At 71.4% G+C, this 19374-nt stretch carries 17 protein-coding genes; 14 read left to right on the top strand and 3 right to left on the bottom strand.

Annotated features, from left to right (window positions below):
- The first annotated feature begins 239 nt into the window (after nt 1-239).
- The 4 genes from uvrA to BMY07_RS19745 all read left to right on the top strand — a co-directional run bounded on the left by uvrA (nt 240) and on the right by BMY07_RS19745 (nt 7058).
- Nucleotides 240-3092, top strand: a complete 2853-nt coding sequence (gene uvrA, locus BMY07_RS19760; protein WP_092780463.1) for an excinuclease ABC subunit UvrA — start codon at nt 240-242, stop codon at nt 3090-3092.
- A 176-nt stretch (nt 3093-3268) separates the two neighbouring features.
- Complete coding sequence (locus BMY07_RS19755; protein WP_092780460.1) at nt 3269-3637, top strand: hypothetical protein; 369 nt, start codon at nt 3269-3271, stop codon at nt 3635-3637.
- Entirely contained in the window at nt 3627-5705 is a 2079-nt protein-coding gene (locus tag BMY07_RS19750) for a TOMM precursor leader peptide-binding protein (RefSeq protein WP_092780457.1), read from the top strand. The genes BMY07_RS19755 and BMY07_RS19750 overlap by 11 nt, the downstream gene beginning before the upstream one ends.
- A 111-nt stretch (nt 5706-5816) precedes the next feature.
- Entirely contained in the window at nt 5817-7058 is a 1242-nt protein-coding gene (locus BMY07_RS19745) for a phytase (protein WP_092780454.1), read from the top strand.
- Here the strand turns inward: BMY07_RS19745 and BMY07_RS19740 are convergent.
- The 3 genes from BMY07_RS19740 to BMY07_RS19730 form a co-directional block, all read right to left on the bottom strand.
- Nucleotides 7055-8251, bottom strand: coding sequence for a hypothetical protein (locus BMY07_RS19740; RefSeq protein WP_092780451.1), 1197 nt, complete (start codon nt 8249-8251; stop codon nt 7055-7057). The genes BMY07_RS19745 and BMY07_RS19740 overlap by 4 nt on opposite strands.
- 116 nt (nt 8252-8367) lie before the next feature.
- On the bottom strand, nt 8368-9795 hold the full coding sequence (locus BMY07_RS19735; RefSeq protein WP_425426329.1) for a cation:dicarboxylate symporter family transporter: 1428 nt from the start codon (nt 9793-9795) through the stop codon (nt 8368-8370).
- Between the two features lie 81 nt (nt 9796-9876).
- The gene (locus tag BMY07_RS19730) at nt 9877-10251 is read right to left on the bottom strand and encodes a DUF1844 domain-containing protein (protein WP_092780448.1); all 375 of its coding nucleotides are present in this window, start codon (nt 10249-10251) and stop codon (nt 9877-9879) included.
- Between the two features lie 401 nt (nt 10252-10652).
- Here BMY07_RS19730 and infC point away from each other — a divergent pair, with 401 nt between their 5' ends.
- The 10 genes from infC (at nt 10653) to BMY07_RS19680 (ending at nt 19373) form a co-directional block, all read left to right on the top strand.
- Entirely contained in the window at nt 10653-11237 is a 585-nt protein-coding gene (infC, locus tag BMY07_RS19725) for a translation initiation factor IF-3 (RefSeq protein WP_245782508.1), read from the top strand.
- A 90-nt stretch (nt 11238-11327) separates the two neighbouring features.
- Entirely contained in the window at nt 11328-11522 is a 195-nt protein-coding gene (gene rpmI, locus BMY07_RS19720) for a 50S ribosomal protein L35 (RefSeq protein ID WP_092780442.1), read from the top strand.
- Nucleotides 11523-11587: 65 nt separating this feature from the next.
- Nucleotides 11588-11965: a 50S ribosomal protein L20 gene (rplT, locus tag BMY07_RS19715; protein ID WP_092780439.1), complete on the top strand. Its 378-nt coding sequence runs from the start codon at nt 11588-11590 to the stop codon at nt 11963-11965.
- A 26-nt stretch (nt 11966-11991) separates the two neighbouring features.
- A complete protein-coding gene (locus tag BMY07_RS19710) occupies nt 11992-12792 on the top strand; it encodes a TrmH family RNA methyltransferase (RefSeq protein WP_245782507.1) in 801 nt (266 codons plus the stop codon).
- Between the two features lie 589 nt (nt 12793-13381).
- The gene (locus tag BMY07_RS19705) at nt 13382-14626 is read left to right on the top strand and encodes an ATP-grasp domain-containing protein (protein ID WP_092780436.1); all 1245 of its coding nucleotides are present in this window, start codon (nt 13382-13384) and stop codon (nt 14624-14626) included.
- The gene (locus tag BMY07_RS19700) at nt 14623-15417 is read left to right on the top strand and encodes a Rossmann-like domain-containing protein (protein ID WP_092780433.1); all 795 of its coding nucleotides are present in this window, start codon (nt 14623-14625) and stop codon (nt 15415-15417) included. The genes BMY07_RS19705 and BMY07_RS19700 overlap by 4 nt, the downstream gene beginning before the upstream one ends.
- A complete protein-coding gene (locus BMY07_RS19695) occupies nt 15414-16454 on the top strand; it encodes a PLP-dependent cysteine synthase family protein (RefSeq protein ID WP_218150690.1) in 1041 nt (346 codons plus the stop codon). Before BMY07_RS19700 ends, BMY07_RS19695 begins: the two co-directional genes overlap by 4 nt.
- Complete coding sequence (locus BMY07_RS19690) at nt 16451-17437, top strand: enolase C-terminal domain-like protein (protein WP_092780430.1); 987 nt, start codon at nt 16451-16453, stop codon at nt 17435-17437. The genes BMY07_RS19695 and BMY07_RS19690 overlap by 4 nt, the downstream gene beginning before the upstream one ends.
- Nucleotides 17434-18609 (top strand): MFS transporter, encoded by a 1176-nt coding sequence (locus BMY07_RS19685; protein WP_092780427.1) that lies wholly within the window; start codon nt 17434-17436, stop codon nt 18607-18609. Before BMY07_RS19690 ends, BMY07_RS19685 begins: the two co-directional genes overlap by 4 nt.
- Complete coding sequence (locus BMY07_RS19680) at nt 18594-19373, top strand: class I SAM-dependent methyltransferase (RefSeq protein WP_092780424.1); 780 nt, start codon at nt 18594-18596, stop codon at nt 19371-19373. Before BMY07_RS19685 ends, BMY07_RS19680 begins: the two co-directional genes overlap by 16 nt.
- Nucleotide 19374: the final 1 nt, after the last annotated feature.

The following is a 19374-nucleotide window of genomic DNA, read 5'->3' as shown; positions in this document are numbered from 1 at the left end:
CGTCCTAGGGTTGTTCCGCAGGTCGAGCACGGTCCGTGCCCGGTGCTTCCACGCCACCGGGTGGCGTCGGCCGCGACGACCGCGGGTACACCGTGCGAGGCGGCGGGGGCCGCGCGCCAGCGGTGCGATGGCACGAGCAGTTGACCCACCAGTGACACACCCACCAGCAGTTGACCCGTGAGCAGTGAGCCAGTGCCGTTCGCCCGGCGCCGCCGCTCAGCACTACCGAAGGGACCTCAGTGGCCGACCGCCTCGTCGTTCGCGGCGCCCGGGAGCACAACCTGCGCGGCGTGGACATCGACCTGCCCCGCGACAGCCTCGTCGTGTTCACCGGGCTGTCCGGCTCGGGCAAGTCCAGCCTCGCGTTCGACACGATCTTCGCCGAGGGCCAGCGCCGCTACGTCGAGTCGCTCTCGGCCTACGCCAGGCAGTTCCTCGGCCAGATGGACAAGCCCGACGTCGACTTCATCGAGGGCCTCTCGCCCGCGGTGTCGATCGACCAGAAGTCGACCAGCCGCAACCCGCGTTCCACGGTCGGCACCATCACCGAGGTCTACGACTACCTGCGCCTGCTCTACGCGCGCGCGGGCAAGCCGCACTGCCCGACCTGCGGTGAGCCGATCAGCAAGCAGACCCCGCAGCAGATCGTCGACCAGGTGCTGGCGATGGAGTCCGGGGTCCGGTTCCAGGTCCTGGCCCCGGTCGTGCGCGGCCGCAAGGGCGAGTACGTCGACCTCTTCGCGAACCTGCAGACCCAGGGCTACTCGCGCGCGTTGGTCGACGGGGCGGTGCACCAGCTGACCGACCCGCCGAAGCTCAAGAAGCAGGAGAAGCACCACATCTCGGTGATCATCGACCGGCTGGCGGTGAAGGCGAGCTCCAAGCAGCGGCTGACCGACTCGGTCGAGACCGCGCTGCGGCTGGCCGACGGCCTGGTCGAGCTGGAGTTCGTGGACCTGCCCGACAACGACCCGCACCGCATCCGCGGCTTCTCCGAGCACCTGGCCTGCCCTAACGGCCACCCGCTCGGCGTCGAGGACCTGGAGCCGCGGTCGTTCTCGTTCAACTCGCCCTACGGCGCGTGCCCGGAGTGCACCGGCATCGGCGTGAAGAAGGAGGTCGACCCGGAGCTGGTCGTCCCCGACGACGAGCTGTCGCTGGCCGATGGCGCCATCGCGCCCTGGGCGGGCGGGCAGACCGCGGAGTACTTCGTGCGGCTGCTCACCTCGCTGGCCGAGACCATCGGGTTCCGGATGGACACCCCGTGGCGCAGGCTCACCGCGAAGGCGCAGAAAGCGGTGCTGCACGGGGTAAGCGACCAGGTGCACGTCCGCTACAAGAACCGCTACGGCCGGGAGCGCTCGTACTACGCCGCGTACGAGGGCGTGATCCCGTTCCTGGAGCGGCGCCAGGAGCAGACCGACTCCGAGTACATGCGCGAGAAGTACGAGGGCTACATGCGGGAGGTGCCCTGCCCGACGTGCCGGGGCACCCGGCTCAAGCCGGAGATCCTCGCGGTGACCCTCGCGCACGGCACCGAGGGCGACAAGTCCATCGCCGAGGTGTCCAACATGTCCATCGGGGAGTGCTCGGCGTTCCTCGACGGGCTCAAGCTCGGCAGGCGCGAGTCGATGATCGCGGGCGCCGTGCTCAAGGAGATCCAGGCCCGGCTCCGGTTCCTGCTCGACGTCGGCCTCGACTACCTCTCCCTCGACCGCGCCTCCGGCACCCTCTCCGGCGGCGAGGCGCAGCGCATCCGGCTGGCGACCCAGATCGGGTCCGGCCTGGTCGGCGTGCTCTACGTCCTCGACGAGCCCTCGATCGGCCTGCACCAGCGCGACAACCACCGGCTGATCGAGACGCTGACCCGGCTGCGCGACCTGGGCAACACGCTGATCGTCGTCGAGCACGACGAGGACACCATCCGCGCCTCGGACTGGATCGTCGACATCGGACCGGGTGCGGGCGAGCACGGCGGCAAGGTCGTGCACAGCGGCACGTTCAAGGAGCTGCTGAAGAACAAGGAGTCGCTGACCGGCGCCTACCTGTCCGGTCGCAGCGAGATCCCGATGCCCGCGATCCGCCGCGCGATCGACAAGAAGCGACAGTTGACCGTGGTCGGCGCGCGTGAGCACAACCTGCGCGGTATCGACGTGTCGTTCCCTCTAGGCGCGCTCGTGTCGGTCACCGGTGTCTCCGGTTCGGGTAAGAGCACCCTGGTGAACGACATCCTCGCCACGGTCCTGGCGAACAAGCTCAACGGCGCCCGCCAGGTGCCCGGCAGGCACACCAGGATCAAGGGCCTGGAGCACGTGGACAAGCTCGTCCAGGTGGACCAGTCGCCGATCGGCCGCACCCCGCGGTCCAACGCGGCCACCTACACCGGCGTGTTCGACCACATGCGCAAGCTGTTCGCCTCGACGACGGAGGCCAAGGTCCGCGGCTACCAGCCGGGCCGGTTCTCCTTCAACGTCAAGGGCGGCCGCTGCGAGGCGTGCGCGGGCGACGGCACCATCAAGATCGAGATGAACTTCCTGCCGGACGTGTACGTGCCGTGCGAGGTGTGCAAGGGCGCCCGGTACAACCGGGAGACCCTGGAGGTGCACTACAAGGGCAAGACGATCGCCGAGATCCTGGACATGCCGATCGAGGAGGCGGCCGCCTTCTTCGAGCCGATCAAGGCGATCCACCGGCACCTGGCCACCCTGGTCGACGTCGGCCTCGGCTACGTCCGGCTCGGCCAGCCCGCGCCGACACTGTCCGGCGGCGAGGCGCAGCGGGTGAAGCTGGCCAGCGAGCTGCAGAAGCGCTCCACCGGCCGCACCGTCTACATCCTCGACGAGCCCACCACCGGCCTGCACTTCGAGGACATCCGCAAGCTGCTCGGCGTGATCAACGGCCTGGTCGACAAGGGCAACTCGGTGATCGTCATCGAGCACAACCTGGACGTCATCAAGGGCTCGGACTGGATCGTCGACATGGGACCCGAGGGCGGCTCCGGCGGCGGCACGGTGGTGGCGGAGGGCACACCCGAGGACGTGGTGAAGGCCGAGGGCAGCTACACGGGGGAGTTCCTCGCGCACGTGATGTGATCGGATCGGGTGCCGCCGGTGGCCTGGGTCACCGGCGGCGACTACCGCCGGAGTTCGCTCGGAGACGTGCGGTAACCAGCGGAAACGACATCTGGACATGGTGTATCCCGGTCGCGGATGCTGACTCCTACCTCGTAGCCGCGACTGCTGTCGCGGGTCGTGCGAGGAGGACAGCAGTGTTCGAGACAACGGAACTCGAGGCCAGAGTCGTGCAGCCGCGCCGGGTCACCGCAGCCTCGCTCGCCCTCGTCGACGGCGGCGCGGGCGTGCGCGCGTGGGACGGGCTCAAGGGCATCACCGCCCCCGCCGACTTCCGCGTGCTCTCCCGCGGCCGCCACCACGCCCGCCCCGGCCAGCGCGCCGGTCTCGGCCACGCGACTGGTGCAGGCCAGGCAAGTGGCCTTGGTCAGCGTCTCGGCCAGGCCGCTGGCCTTGGTCAGGCTGCTGGTCTCGGCCAGGCCACCGGCGAGCAGCGCATGCGGCTGGCCGTCGTGCCGACCGGGCGGACGGGCACCGATCACCGGGGGCCAGTGCGTGCCGGGTGACACGGACAACCGCACCGACGACCCCACGCGGGCGACCCCGGGCCGCGTCGCGTCCGGCGCCACAGTGGACGAACCGACCCAGGTGACCTCTCGGGCGGGCATCCTCAGTGTGGACGAACTGACGCAGGTGACCACAACGCGCGCACTCGCCGCGGAGGTCGTCGCCGCCGTTGACGCTGCCGCGGCTGCCGCTGCCGGGCGGCCGACCTCTGGTCAGCCCGCGGATGCCGCGCTACCTGGCGACGAGACGACCAAGATGATGGTCGTCCCCAAGGTCGTCGAGGCGCGTGCCGTGAGCGTGCGGGAGTGGGACCGGCACCTGCGGGACTGCCTGCGCCAGGAGTTCGGGTCGAAGGTCACCGTGTCCGGTGAGCCGTTGGTGCAGGGGGCACGGCTGGCCGTGGTGCGCGGTGAGGATCCCGCGTTCGAGCGGCGGGCGCGGGTCGCGAAGCTGCGGGTGTTGACCGTGACCGCGACGAACGGTGTGGTGGAGGTCGGGCCGTTGGCGGTGCCGGGGGAGCCGGGATGTGCGGCGTGCGCGCGGGGCAGGCGGCTCGGGGCGGCTGCGGCGACGGTCGACGAGCGTGATCCCGACGCCACGACGGTCGTGCGCGAGCGGGACATCCCCGCCGAGGCGATCGCCGTCGTGGACCAGATGCTGCGGGCCGCGGTGGAGGGCGACAAGGCCCTGGTCGGGTACGTCGTCGAGGTGGGGTCGGGTGAAACGCTGTGGCACAAGGTGATCCCGCTCCCGGACTGCGACCTGTGCGGCGGCGCTGACGGCATCGCGACAGTCGGCATCCCCGAGGACGAGGACGATCCCGAGGCGTTGTTGCAGGCGCTAGCGGGTTGGGTCGACCCTCTTACCGGTGTCATCCCGTGGGTCTCGGTGAGCGAACCGCTGACCGGTGGCCCCTACGTCGGTACCGCTGCTCCGCCGCATCTAGTGGTTGGCGGCGAGGTCCGGTCGATGCCGATCGGGTGGGGTAAGGGCATGACCAGGCACGCCGCGATCGTGTCGGCGGTGGGGGAGGCCATCGAGCGGTACTCGGCGTCGCTGCCTGACCCGGACAGGGTGGTGTGGGCGCGTGCGGCCGACCTCGACGGGGAAGTGCTTGATCCACGCGAGTTCCCCCTCTATGAGCCAGAGCAGTACGCGGCGCGCGGCTTCCCTTACGTTGCCTACGACCGCCGCATCGACCACCCGTGGGTGCGCGGTAGTTGGCTCGGCACCGATAAGGCTGTCTGGGTGCCCGCCGTGTTCAGCTACCTCGCGATGGGGCTGCTGCCCGAGCACCTGATCGCCCAAGGCACCTCCAACGGACTCGCCGCGGGTACCGACGCCGATAGCGCCGCCGTGTGCGCCACCCTCGAACTGGTCGAGCGCGACGCGATGATGTGCGCGTGGCTCTCCGGCGCGAAGGGCCGGTTCGTCGAACTGGACGACACCCTCGACATCGAGGTCGCCGACGTCGTCGAGGCGCTGCGCGAGGCGGGCCCGGCGGTCGAGGTGTACGTGCTGCCGACCTCCGCCTACGGCACCACCGCCATCGCCCTCGCGATCGGCGACGGCAGGCGCTGGCCCGCGATCTCCCTGGGCCTCGGCTCCGACCGGTCCCCCCGCGCCGCCATCCGCGCCGCCGTACTGGAACTCGCGCAGACCGCCCCGCACCTGGCCGCCCTCCTGCGCGACGGCCACCGCGCCCCCCGGCACGCGGGTGAGGTCCGGGAGATGCTCGACCACGCCGCGTTCTACTTCCCGCCCGCCCGCATGGAAGCCTTCGACCGCCTCCGCTGCGGCGGCACCTCCCGCCTGGCCGACCTCCCCGAACCCGCCTTCGACACCTCGGTCGCCGACCTCGCCGGCCACCTCGGCACCGCGGGCATCCGAGTAGCCGTCGTCGACGTGACCAGCGCGGACGTCGCCACCAGCCCCTTCCGCGTGGTCCGCGCGGTAAGCCCGGACCTCCAACCCATCAGCTACGGCCACGGCGTGCACCGAGCCCCCGTCGCCCGCCTCCGCCACCGCGGCGTCCCGATCCGCAGACTGGTCCACCCCATCTGGTGATCGTGGGCCCGGTCTGGGCCATCGAGGGGGGTTGATCCGCCGGCTGGCGCACGTGGGTTGGTGGTTCGGTGTTCACCGGGTGGACAGGGCGGGCGGGCAGGATCTTCGCGCATGCGCACCGCGGCCGTTGTCGGCTCCCTGGTCTTGATCCCGTTGCTCGCGTTGCCCGCCGCTGCTGGTCTTCCGCAGGTCAGGGCGTCGGTGGAGACGCAGCCCTACTACGACGACGAGGGGGCTGACGCTGATGATCCGGCGGTGTGGGTCGATCACGCGCGGCCGGAGCGGAGTCGGGTGGTGGGCACGCTCAAGAACGGCGGGCTCGCCGTGTTCGACCTGCGGGGGACCCAGGTCCAGCACATCGCGACCCCGCCCGCGCCGACCCCGGACGCCGAGGCGGGGCGGTTCAACAACGTCGACGTCGTGCAGGGTGCCCGGGTCGGGCGGCGCGTGCTCGACCTCGCCGTCGTGTCCGATCGGGGCAGGGACCGCATCCGGGTCTACGCGATCGACCGCGCCGGTGTCCTGACCGATGTCACCACCGACGCCCCGCCGCGGGCGTTCAGTGCCACCGAGGCCGAGGTCGACGAGCAGCGCACCGCCTACGGCCTCACCGTCGTGCCGGACCCGGACGGTGGCACGCCCTGGGTCGTCGTGAGCAGGCGCCACGACACCCGGCTCGGTGTGTTCCGCCTCGCCGACGACGGCCGCGGCCGTGTCACCTACCGCCGCGTCGACACGGTTGACCTGCCCGCCGCGTTCACCGTCCCGGCCGGCACCTGGTCGCCGTGCCTGGAGCCGGGAGAGGGCCCGCAGGTCGAGGGCATGGTCTTCGACCCGACCGACGGCACCCTCTACGCCGCCCAGGAGGACGTCGGCATCTGGCGGATCCCCGTGCGCGCGGGCCACTTCGGCCGCCCCACCCTGGTCGACAAGGTCCGCGAGTTCGGCAGGCCCGCGACCTACGACCCGGCCACCGAGGAGTGCACCTTCACCGGCCCGCCTTCCCCTGCCGCAGGCCGTTACCTCACCGCTGACGCCGAGGGCCTCACCATCGCTTACGGCAAGAGCGGCCAGAAGCAGCTCCTAGCCTCCAGCCAGGGCGACAGCACCTTCGTCACCTACGACATCACCCGCGGCCTCCCGAAGCACACCGGCGGTTTCACCATCGCTGACTCCTCCACAGTGGACGGCGTGCAGCACAGCGACGGTGCCGCCGTCATCACTACCCCGCTCGGCCGGGACTACCCCCACGGCCTGCTCGTTGTCCACGACGGCGAGAACAGCCCGGGGGAGCGCGAGAGCACCAACTTCAAGTTCGTCTGCTGGGAGCGGGTCCCGGGATCCATCCGCTAGACCGACGCCAGGGTGGGTGACTTCGGCGCATAGCGTTCCAACGCCGCACCGGTAGCCACGAGTGCCGCGGACGTGACCAGCGCCAGAGTCACCCACCACGTCGGGTGGTTGTTGTCCAACAGATCGTTGCCCAGCACTAGATCCCCCAAAGGCCCGGCCTGCGCTCCCACCAACCCCAGCACTACGACCACCACCAACGGCGCGTCACCGCACCGCTCGGCCGCAACAGCGCCAGACAGCACAACCAGCCCCACGCCAACAGCGAGCAGCGCCAACGCATACCCAGCCCCGTCGCCAACGAACACGGGTAGCACCAACGCCGCCGCAGTCGCCGCAACGGTGAACAGCAACGCGCGCGCCGCACTCAGCCCAAGAGCAGCGAAAACCAACACGCCCCCCACCAGCGCCACCCAAGCGAGCAGACTCGGCCGCGCACCGAACGGGTGCCCATCGAGGCGAATCCCGGCGCGCACCAACGCGATCCCCACCACCGCGACCACGACCAGCGCGGTCGTCTCCAAAGTCGCGCGCACCGCGGTCAGCGCCCCGACGACGATCAGCCCCACCACAGACACGAGCCGCAGCCGCTCGTCCAACGCAGGCAGCGCGCTCACCGCCACCGCCAGCACCCCGGCCGCGAGAACCCAAGGCGGCCCAGCGGGTGCCCGAGCGTCGCGACGGCTGATCAGCACTGCGGCCGCCGCCCCCGCGACAGCGAGCCCCGCCGCCACGAACGGCACCAGGTCCCAGATGGAGGGCTCGAACCGCGATCGGGCCAACGGCCCACTCACCGCGTACGCGCCCACCGCGATCCCGGCCAACGCGGACCCGTGAGCCCGATGCCCCACCGCGAGCAGTCGACCCGCGCCGCCCAGAGCGCCCAAGACGAGCAGCACCGCGGCCGAGGACGTCACCACCGACACCACCCGCAGCCGGACGGCCACGTCGACCCCCGCGGGCAACGGCCAGTTGTCCACCCACAGCACGGCGTCGGCGGTGCTCAGCGCGCCGCCGACCACCAGCACCCAGGGCCACGCCCGGCCGGGGAACCGCCACAGCGCGACCAGCGCGGCGATCGCGGCGACCAGGACCAGCCAGCCCCAGCCGCCCACGGCCCCCGGTGGCGCGGGGTGGCGCAGCAGCAGCGCGCCGGTGGTGGCGAGGGTGGCGACGAAGGCCCACCGAGAGGTCATGATCGTCACCGTACAGCGCACGAACAACGTCGGGGGACCGCTACGCCGAACCGCCCGCACCGGGGGCATCGGTCGCGGGCGGCTCACGCGGTACAACGAACGACAGCGCGGCCAGGCTACGCCTCACGCGCGCTTTCCCGTGCGTTCGCCCGTGCGGACGAGTCGGGCGCGGCGCTCGGTGGTGACTCCCGCGTAGCGTCACCGCCCGGTGCGTCCGGTTGGGTCGCCTCGTCAAACGGTTGGCGGCCGGAGAGCACCGCGACGGCCCGGTCGTGGTCGAGTTCCCGGGTCCACGCCCCGATCACGACGGTCGCCACCGCGTTGCCCGCGAAGTTGGTCAGCGCCCGCGCCTCCGACATGAACCGGTCGATGCCCACGATCAGCCCGACCCCGTCCACCAGGTCCGGCCGGTGCGACTGCAACCCGCCTGCCAGCGTCGCCAGCCCGGCCCCGCTCACCCCGGCGGCGCCCTTCGCGGCGATGATCATGAAGGCCAGCAACGAGAACTGTTCGCCGAGCGAGAGCGGCGACCCGGTCGCGTTGGCCACGAACAACGTCGCCATGGTCAGGTAGATCGCGGTCCCGTCGAGGTTGAACGAGTAGCCGGTCGGCACCGCGATCCCCACAACCGGCTTGCTGACGCCCAAGTGCTCCATCTTCGCGATCAGCCGAGGTAGCGCTACCTCCGACGACGACGTCGACAGGATCAGCAGGAACTCGCGGCCTAGGTAGCGCAGCAAGGAGAAGACGTTGAGCCGCGTCACCGCCCACAGCAGCAAACCCAGCACTACCAACACGAACAGCACGCACGTGGCATAGAACCCCAGCATGATCACCGCGAGGCTCTTGAGCGCTCCGGCACCGGTAGCCCCAACGACCGCGGCGATCGCGCCGAACGCGCCGATCGGCGCCGCCCACATGATCATGGCCAGGATCCGGAACACCAACCGCTGCACGTGCCCGACCCCGCGCAGCACCGGCTCGCCGGACGGCCCCATCAGCTGCAGCGCGAACCCGACCAGCAGCGCCACCAGCAGCGTCTGCAGCACCTGCCCCTCGGTCAGCGACGACAGCAGCGAGGTCGGGATCAGCCCGAGCAGGAACTCCGTCGTCGACTCGCCGCCCTTGACCTGCGCCGCGCCGCTCTCGCGCAGCGCCTCGGTCAGCCGCAGCCCGTCGCCGGGGTGCAGCACGTTGCCGACCAGCAACCCGATGCCCAGCGCCACCGTCGACATCACCAGGAAGTAGCCGAGTGCCAGGCCGCCGACCCGACCGACCCGGCTCGCCTTGGCCACCGAGCCGACGCCGAGCACGATCGTGCAGAAGATGATCGGGCTGATCATCATCTTGACCAGCGCCACGAACGCCGCGCCCAGCGGTGCCAGGGCCTTCGCGGTGGCCGGGAACACCAGGCCGACCAGCACGCCGAGCGCGACGGCCGCGATCACCGCCAGGTACAGCAGGTGTGTGCGGTCGCGCCGCGTCGGCGGCTCAGCGGGGTCGGCGGTCTGGCGCGGGGGTGGGATCGGGGCGGAACCGGGCACTGCTGCCTCCCTGGGGGTCCAGGGGGTCCACCTTCCTCCCGGGTGTGGCCGCGGTCACGCTTGTGGTCGTAGAGTTCGCGATCAGTAGACCGGTCCGGTGAACTTCTCTCCGGGGCCCTGGCCCGGCTCGTCCGGGAACGCGGAGTACTCGCGGAAGGCCTTCTGCAGCGACTGCAGCCCGTCGCGGATCGGCGCGGCGTGCGGGCCGAGGTACTCCACCGAGGCGGTCACCAGCCCGGCCAGGGCGGTGATCAGCCTGCGCGCCTCGTCCAGGTCGCGGCGGGGGCTGGTGGCGGGGTCCTCGTCGGCCAGGCCGAGCCGCTCGGCGGCGGCGGACATCAGCATGACCGCGGCCCGGCTGATCACCTCCACGCTCGGAATGTCGGCGAGCTCGCGCGCGTTGTCGAGGGTGTCGTCCGAGGTGGCGGGGCCGGGTGCGGCGGAAGCGTCGTTCACGGTCTGCTACCCTTGCACGTGCGACCAGCCCCCGTCAGCGCGGGGGCGGCAAAGTGGAGCCCCCGCTCCCACCCAGGCCACCGCGAGGTAGCTGGGTCCGGTTGCCGCGGACCGCCGGGTTCTGACCTGGTGGTCTTGTGGTGTGTCCTGACGCGTGTCGTCGGGCAATCGGTTGGAAGCGGGCCCCGGCGTGCCACCTGGCACCACGGGGTCCGAGCTGTTTTTGGGGACCTCACGTGCCGTGCACGTCGCGAGTTGGACGTGCCACGTCCGCCCACCCGGGCGGGCGGGGAACGCAACCGGCAGGGTGGTCCCGTCTTCTCGGGTGGCCCCGCCGGACAGCATTACCGGACCAAGGAGGCCCCATCAGCACGGAGACACGCATCAACGACCGCATCCGCGTGCCGGAGGTCCGACTCGTCGGACCCAACGGCGAACAGGTCGGGATCGTCCGCATCGAGGACGCGCTCCGCCTGGCGCAGGAAGCGGATCTTGATCTCGTCGAGGTCGCCCCCACGGCGCGCCCGCCGGTCTGCAAGCTCATGGACTTCGGAAAGTTCAAGTACGAGAGCGCGCAGAAGGCCCGCGAGTCCCGGCGCAACCAGGTGCTCACCGTCATCAAGGAGCAGAAGCTCCGGCCGAAGATCGACTCCCACGACTACGAGACCAAGAAGCGCAATGTCGTGCGCTTCCTCGAGCACGGGAACAAGGTCAAGGTCACCATCATGTTCCGCGGCCGCGAGCAGTCCCGCCCCGAGCTGGGCTTCCGACTGCTCAAGCGGCTCGCCGAGGACGTGCAGGACCTGGGCTTCGTCGAGTCGTCGGCCAAGCAGGACGGCCGCAACATGATCATGGTGCTCGCGCCGCACAAGAACCTGAAGCCGAAGCCGAAGTCGACCTCGGCGAACTCCGACGACGAAGCGGGTACCGAGGCGGCCGTCGAGCTGCCGATCGAGGCACCCGCCGACAACGTCGCCCAGGACTGACCCCGACCGGGACGACCGGTCGGCGCACAACCCCCGAAGGCCGCCCGCGGGCCTCACCGCCCGCGGGCGGCACGACGACGAGGATCGAACATGCCGAAGATGAAGACCCACTCCGGTACCGCCAAGCGCGTGCGGATCACCGGCAAGGGCAAACTTCGCCGCCAGCAAGCGGGCCTGCGCCACAAGCTGGAGAAGAAGTCCAGCGCGCTCACCCGCAGGCTTTCCGGCACCGAAGAGGTCGCCAAGCCCGACGTGCGCCGCCTGAACCGCCTTCTGGCCCGCTAGGTCGACCCCACCCCCTTGACCACCGGGCGCCTCGCGGCGCCCACTAGATCGACAGGACGGACCCCGTGGCACGCGTCAAGCGGGCGGTCAACGCCCAAAAGAAGCGCCGGACCACCCTCGAGCTCGCCAGCGGCTACCGCGGCCAGCGCTCGCGGCTGTACCGCAAGGCCAAGGAGCAGGTGCTCCACTCGCTCAACTACGCCTACCGGGACCGTCGCGCCCGCAAGGGCGACTTCCGCAAGCTGTGGATCCAGCGGATCAACGCCGCCGCCAGGCAGAACGGCATGAGCTACAACCGGTTCATCGAGGGCCTGCGCGTCGCCGGTGTCGACGTCGACCGCAAGATCCTCGCCGAGCTCGCCGTGAGCGACCCCACCGCGTTCACCGCCCTGGTCGAGATCGCGCGCGTCAACGCGGGCACCCAGGGCAAGGCCGCTTCCTGAGCACGCGCGTCCAACGACCCGGGGCAGTGCCGTTCACCGAACGCACCCCCCGGGTCGTTGCCGCTCGGGCCCTGACCCGCCGCCAGGCCCGCGACAAGGCGGGCCGCTTCCTCGCCGAGGGTGCCCAGGCCGTCCGCGAGGCCCTGGCGTTCGGTGAGGTCCACGAGCTGTTCGTGACCGAGTTCGCCGCCTCCCGCAACGAGGACCTGCTGACCCTGGCCGCCGAGTCCCGGGTGCCGGTCTCGGAGATCACCGAGAAGGCCGCGGCCGGGCTGTCGGAAACCGTGACGCCCCAGGGCTTGGTGGCCGTCTGCTCCCTTGTGGACCAACCGGTGGAGTCGGCGCTCGCCGCGTCGCCGCCGTTGGTGGCGGTACTGGTCGGGGTGTCGGACCCGGGCAACGCCGGAACCGTGACCCGCGTGGCCGACGCGGCCGGTGCCGGGGCCGTGCTGTTCGCCGGGGACACGGTGGACCCGCACAACGGCAAGTGCGTCCGCGCGTCGACCGGCAGCGTGTTCCACCTCCCCGTCGGGCGCTCGCGCAACGTCCCCGAGGTGCTGGGCGCCTGCCGATCCGCGGGCCTGCGCCTGGTGGCCGCCGACGGGCACGCCTCCCTTGACCTGGACGACGTCGCCGACGCGGGCGGCCTGTCGGTCCCCACGGCCTGGATCTTCGGCAGCGAGGCGCACGGCCTCGACCCGGACGTGCTGTCCCTTGTGGACGACACCATCAAGGTCCCCCTCCACGGCCGCGCCGAAAGCCTCAACCTGGCCACCGCCGCCGCCGTCTGCCTGTACGCCAGCGCCCGCGCCCAGCGCCGCCGCTGACGGCGCCCCACCCCCGCCTCTCCGAACGCCCGACGCCGTGACCACCGCAGTTGTCCACAGGCCGTCGCTTCGGTACCCGAGTCCTGTCGCCCTCTCCCGGTAGGCTGTGTATTGGGGGCTGCTCAGCTCGGCCCACCGAGTTGTCCACAGCCCGCACCGCTCGTGGCCCCGTTCTGTCGGTGCCCCTCGGTAAGCTGTATATCGGGGGCTGCTCCGCGCGGTTTGATCTTGTGACCGCCGCTTCGACCCCTTAGCGCACCGATCCCTTAGCGCTTCGACCCCTTAGCGCACCGATCCCTTAGCGCTTCGACCCCTTAGCGCACCGATCCCTTAGCGCTTCGACCCCTTAGCGCACCGATCCCTTAGCGCTTCGACTCCTTAGCGCTTCGACGCCGCAGCCGCGTGGGCGAACCCACCCGCCGCGCACGTTCCGCGGGACGACCATCGTCCAGCACGGCGCCCGCGTCCGACCGGTCCACCTTCCCGTCAGTCCACAAGCGACATATGCGTGGATCTGATCTATACGGCACTTGTCGACAATGGTTATCGTTGGCGGTCGGTGTGGGTCGGCCTGGGGTGAGGAGTGTTGGTGGGGCACCTGGTGATGGTGGAGAGCTGGGTCGGGGCGATGAGCGCGTTGTTGCCCAGGGCGGTGCGGGAGGCGGGGCATCGGTTCAGCTTCGTGACCAGGGACGTGCAGCACTACCTGCGGTCGAACCCGGGTCCCGGGCCGCATCCGTTGCTGGCGGCGGACAACGTGCTCGCCGCCGAGACCAACGACGTCGAGTCCCTGGTCGCCCACGTGGGCAAGCTGCACCGAGCGCTCCGGTTCGACGGTGTGGTCAGTTCGTGCGACTACTACCTGCCCGCCGTGGCGGTGCTCGCGCAGCGGCTGGGGTGGGCCGGGCCGTCGCCGGAAGCGGTCGAGCGGGCTTGCCGCAAAGACCTTGCGCGGGTGGCGCTGAAAGGCGTGCCCGGGCCTGATTTCGCGGTCGTGCACGGCTGGGACGAAGCGGTCACGGCGGCGCGGGGGATCGGTTTTCCCTTGGTGGTGAAGCCGGTCGACCTCTGCGCGGGCATGTTCGTGCGGGTGGTGCACAACGAGACCGAGCTCGGGGACGCGGTCAGGGCGCTGGCGGGGTTCCCGGTCAACGCGCGGCAGCAGGTGCGAAACCCGGCCGTACTCCTGGAAGAGCTGCTCGTCGGACCCGAGGTGAGCGTCGAGACGGTCACTGTGGACGGTCGCACGACGGTCGTCGGGGTGACCGACAAGTCCGTTGTGGGCGCTCCGTGGTTCGTCGAAAGTGGACACATGTTCCCGGCCGCGCTCAGCGAGGCCGAGTACACCGCGGTCACCGAGGTCGCGGTCGCCGCGATCGAGGCGCTGGGCCTCGACCGCGTGGTCGGGCACACCGAGGTCAAGCTGACCGCGACCGGCCCGAAGATCGTCGAGGTCAACCCCAGACCCGCGGGGAACCGGATCACCGAACTGGTCCGCAGGACGACCGGCGTCGACCTGCCGATGCTGCACGTCCGGTTGGCCCTGGGCGAGACACCGGAGATCGCCGCCACCCCCACCGGCGCGCGCAGTGCCGCCGTCGGGTTCCTCCTGCCCACCCGCCGGGGCGTGGTCGCGGAGATCAACGGGGTGGACGCCCTCGCCGCCGCCGACGTCGTGGAGTGGGCGGTGAAACCGGCCGGGCACACGGCGGGCGACCCGACCAGCAACAACGCCTACCTCGGCCACGTCATGGTCGTCGACCGGGCCGGACCCGGCGCGCGGGCGCGGGTCGAGGAGCTGGTCGCGGGCCTCACGGTCCGGTACGCCGGATGAGCGCGGTCGTGGCGGACCTGGTCGACCAGGTCCGGGGCGGCGCGTTCGGCCTGCCCACCGACAACGAGGTCAGCGTCGGGTTCACCACCCGGCAGGCGGTCCGGCACGACACCAGGGGGACCGGTTACCGCAACGAGGTCCTCAGCCTGCGGGTCGGCCGCGCGGTCGGGTCGTGCGCGGTCGAACCCGGCACCGTTGACGACGACCTGGTCTACGACTGCATCGGTGCGCCCGTCGACGCACTGTTCGACCACCCGGTGCTCGCCGTGCGAGTGGCGGCGTTGGACGCGTACCTGATGGCTGCCCGGCCGCACGAGGAGCACGCGGACGACAACGTTCGGATCGACCAGGGCACGTCGCTGGAGAAGTCACTGGTGCGCGCCGGGCACGTCGTCGACCTGCTCGGTGCGGTGCCGGGGCAGCGGGTGCTCGTCGTCGGCGTCGTGAACTCACTGTTGCACCACCTGCGCGACCGCGGCATCCACTACCGGCCGTGCGATCTGCGGGGCGGTCGGACCGAATGGGGCGAGCCGATTAGCAACGATGCGGACCTCACCGGGTGCGATGCGATCCTGGCGACCGGGATGACCCTCGGCAACGGCTCGTTCGAGACGTTGCGCGCTGCGGCCGTTGCGGCGGACGTCCCGTTGGTGATGTTCGCGCAGACCGGCAGCGCAGTGTTGCCCTGTCTGATCGGCACCGGCGTCACGGCCGTGTGCGCGGAGCCCTACCCCTTCTTCTGGCTCGACGGCGGCCCCACCGTGCTGCACCGCTACCGGGAGGCCCGGTGAGACCCGAACTGCTCGACCTGGTCGGCGGCACCCCGCTGGCCAGGGTCACCACCCCGCTGCCGCACCAGCACACCGGGTTCTGGGCGAAGCTGGAGTGCCTCGGCGCGGGCGGGATGAAGGCGCGCGCGGCGGTGTCGATGCTCATGGCCGCCCGCACCGACGGCAGGCTCGCCCCCGGCGCCCCGGTCGTGGAGTCCACCAGCGGCACCCTCGGCCTCGGCCTGGCCTTCGCCGGTCAGGCCCTGGGCCACCCGGTCGTCCTGGTGGTCGACGACGAGCTCGAACCGGTGATGCGCGCCCTGCTCACCGCGCACGGCGCCCGCCTCGAGGTCGTCACGCGGCCGCACCCGACCGGCGGCTGGCAACGCGCCAGGCTCGACCGGCTGCACGCGGTGCTGGCCGAGATCCCCGGCGCCCACTGGCCCGACCAGTACAACAACCCGGCCAACCCGACCGGGTACGCCGCACTCGCGCGCGAACTGCTCGACCAGCTCGACCACATCGACGTCCTGGTGTGCAGCGTCGGCACCGGCGGCCACAGCGCGGGCGTCGCGGGGGAGTTGCGCAGGCACCGGCCCGATCTGCGGCTGATCGGGGTCGACGCGGTCGGCTCGACGATCTTCGGCCAGCCCGCGCTGCCCAGGGTGATGCGCGGGCTCGGCAGCAGCATCCACCCGCGCAACGTTGCGTACCGCGAGTTCGACGAGGTGCACTGGCTCGGCCCGGTGGAGGTCGTCGCGGCCTGCCGCGCACTGGCCCGCGACGGGTTCGTCAGCGGCGGCTGGAGCACGGGCGCGGTCGCCACCGTCGCCGCCTGGGTGGCCAGGGTCGAGCCGGGCGCGGTCGTGGTCACCGTGTTCCCCGACGGCGTGCACCGGTACCTGGAGACGATCTTCGACGACGGGTTCTGCCAGGCCAGGGGCCTGCTCGGCCGCCCGTCCGACCACCCCGTCGAGGTCGCGGACCCGGCCGCGGCGCCGCTGAGCCGCTGGTCCCGGTGCACCACCGTCACCGACCCGCTGGGGGTCCCGGCATGAGGCTCGACTGGACCCGCTCGACCCTGCGCCTGGCCGAGCCGCTGCGCATCTCCCGGTCGGTGATGAACGAGCGCGAGGCCGTCGAGGTCACGCTCACCGACCACGGCGACGTCGGCCGAGGGGAGATCATCACCAGTGTCTACTACGGACTGGACGCGGCGGAGATCGCCAAGCAGCTCGCCGTGGTCGCCGACGCCTTGCCTGACATCGGCGAGGACTTGCTCGCCGGTCTCCACCCCGGTGTGAGGGCCGGGGTGGACGCCGCCTTGTGGGAGTTGGCCGCCGTGCGCACCGGCGTGCCCGCGCATGAGCTCTTCGGACATCCACAGTGGACGGATGTGTCGACCGCGCGCACGATCGGTCTCGGCGTACCCGCCGGAGAAGCCGCCGAAGCGCTGGTGGGCCGAGGTTTCACCGTCCTGAAGGTCAAAGCCGGTTCGCCGGACGATGTCGCCAGGGTCGCGCAAGTGCGGGCGGCGGCCCCTCAGGCACGGATCATGCTCGACCCCAACGGTGGCTGGACCCCGGACGAGGCCGTGCGGACGCTGGAGCGGATGGCACCGTCCCGAGTGGAGGTGGTCGAGCAGCCGATCGCGCCGGGCCAACGGGCACGACTGGCCTGGGTGACCGCGCGCTCGCCGATCCCGGTCGTCGCCGACGAGGACGTCGAGACGGTCGACGACGTGGCCGACCTCGCCGGGGTGGTCGACGGGGTCAACATCAAGCTGGCCAAGTTCGGCGGTCCCACCCAGGCACTCGCCGCGATCGAGGCGGCGCGGTCGGCGGGCCTGGACGTGCTGCTCGGCTGCCTGGTGTCCAGTTCGCTGGGCATCGCGCCCGCCGTGCACCTGAGCGGGCACGCCCGCTGGGTCGACCTCGACGGTCACCTGCTGCTCGCCGACGACCCGTGGACCGGGCTCGGCGGGGTCGACGGCACGGTGCGGCTGCGCGGCGGCCCCGGCTGGGGCCTGGTGCGGCGGTGAGGTCGTTCCCCCTCCCGGTGCGCGTGCTGCTGGTCAACCAGTTCGGCGTCAACACCGGGTTCTACCTGCTGATCCCGTACCTGGCGACGCACATGACCGAGGACCTCGGCCTCTCCGCCGCGCTGGCCGGAGTGGTGCTCGGCGTGCGCAACCTGAGCCAGCAAGGGCTCTTCCTGCTCGGCGGCACCGCGGCCGACCGGCTCGGCGTGCGCGGCGTGATCATCGCGGGCTGCGCCGTCCGCGCCCTCGGGTTCGGGCTGTTCGCCCTCGGCGACGCGCCCGCGGTGCTGCTCGCGGCGGCGGTGCTCAGCGGCGTCGCCGGTGCGTTGTTCAACCCCGCGGTGCGCGCGTACATCTCGGTCGAGACACCGTTGCCGCGGCGGGCCGAGGTGTTCGCCCTGTTCGCGGTCTACGGGCAGACCGGCGCCCTCGTCGGGCCGGTGCTCGGGAGCGTGCTGCTGCTGGTCGACTTCCGGCTGTCGGCGACCGTCGCGGCGGGCATCTTCGCGGTGCTGACCGTCGTCCAGGCGCTCGTGCTGCCCGCGCGGGCGGTGCCCGCCGCGCCGACCTCGGTGTTCGCCGACATCAAGGCGTGCTTGGCGAATCGACCGTTCCTGGTCTTCAGCGCGGCCGCCGCGGGCCTGTTCACGTTGCAGAACCAGCTGTACCTGGTGCTGCCGTTCGAGGCCACCCGCGCGACCGGCTGGGCAGGCAGTGTCGCCGGGGTGTTCGTGCTGTCCACTGTGGTCACTTTGATCGGACAGGTGTGGATCACCAAGGCACTCAAGGACATGCCGCGTCGGCGGACTGTCGCGGTCGGACTTGGCTTGATGGGTTCGGGTTTCCTCGCCCCGGCTGCGTCTTACCTGTGGCCCGCGCTCTCGATCGCCGCTGTGGTCGTCGCTGTTCTCGGGCTGGCCGTCGGGTGCATGGTGGCGCAACCGTTCGTCTACGAGCTGGTCCCCGTGTTCGGCGAGGAGCGGGTCACCGGCACCTACTTCGGCGTCTTCTACCTCGTCTCCGGCGCGTTGGCCGCGGTGACGACGGTGGTCGTGGGCTGGGTGAGCGACCTCGGCGGCTGGGCGGCGTGCCTGGTGTGCGCGGCGGTCGGGCTGGCGTGCGCGGTGTGCGTGCGGATTCCGGAGAGGACGGCGACATGGGCAACTTCCTGACCGACAACCCCGAACTCTACGAACGCCGGTTCCCGGATCCCGACCACCGCGCTGCCCGGTTCGCGCACGACGTCATCGGCCGCTTCGGCGGCGGCACGCGGGTGCTCGACGTCGGCTGCGGGACCGGCCGCGACGCCGGGTACCTGGCGCGCCTGGGCTACGAGGTCACCGCGGTCGACCTGTCCCACTCGATGCTGGCGTTCGCCGCCGCCCGGCACAACGGTGTCGACTTCAAGCACGGCGACATGCGCGCGTTCGACATCGGTCGCACCGTTGACGTCGTCACGTGCCTGGACAGCACCATGCTCTACTGCCACACCGATGCGGACCTGCGCGCGTTCCTCGACAACTGCCACGCCCACCTCGCACCGGGTGGCCTGCTGATCGCCGAGATGCGCAACGGTGCGTTCTTCCTGGGCAACACCGAGCTGCTCAACGAGGTCACCGTCCGCACGGTCGCGTGGGACGGGATCGCCTACACCGCGCGCACCCGGCTGTGGATCGACCACGCCAACCAATTGTTGCGCAGGCACCGGGTGTGGACCTGGGCCGAACTGGCCGACCCGGTGGTCGAGGAGACCGCGTGGCGGCTGCTGTTCCCGCTGGAGTTGCGCGCGCACCTGGCGGCGGCGGGGTTCGACGTGCTCGCCCTGTTCGACGAACCCGGCCCGCGCACCGACGTGCGGTGGGCCCCCGACGCCGTGCTGTCCACCGCGTTATCCGGCGACCGGTTGCACCTGGTCGCCCGCTCCCGTCCCCGCTAGC

The sequence above is a fragment of the Actinokineospora terrae genome, from assembly GCF_900111175.1.
GTDB lineage: Bacteria > Actinomycetota > Actinomycetes > Mycobacteriales > Pseudonocardiaceae > Actinokineospora > Actinokineospora terrae.
This window is presented reverse-complemented; position numbering and strand designations above follow the sequence as displayed.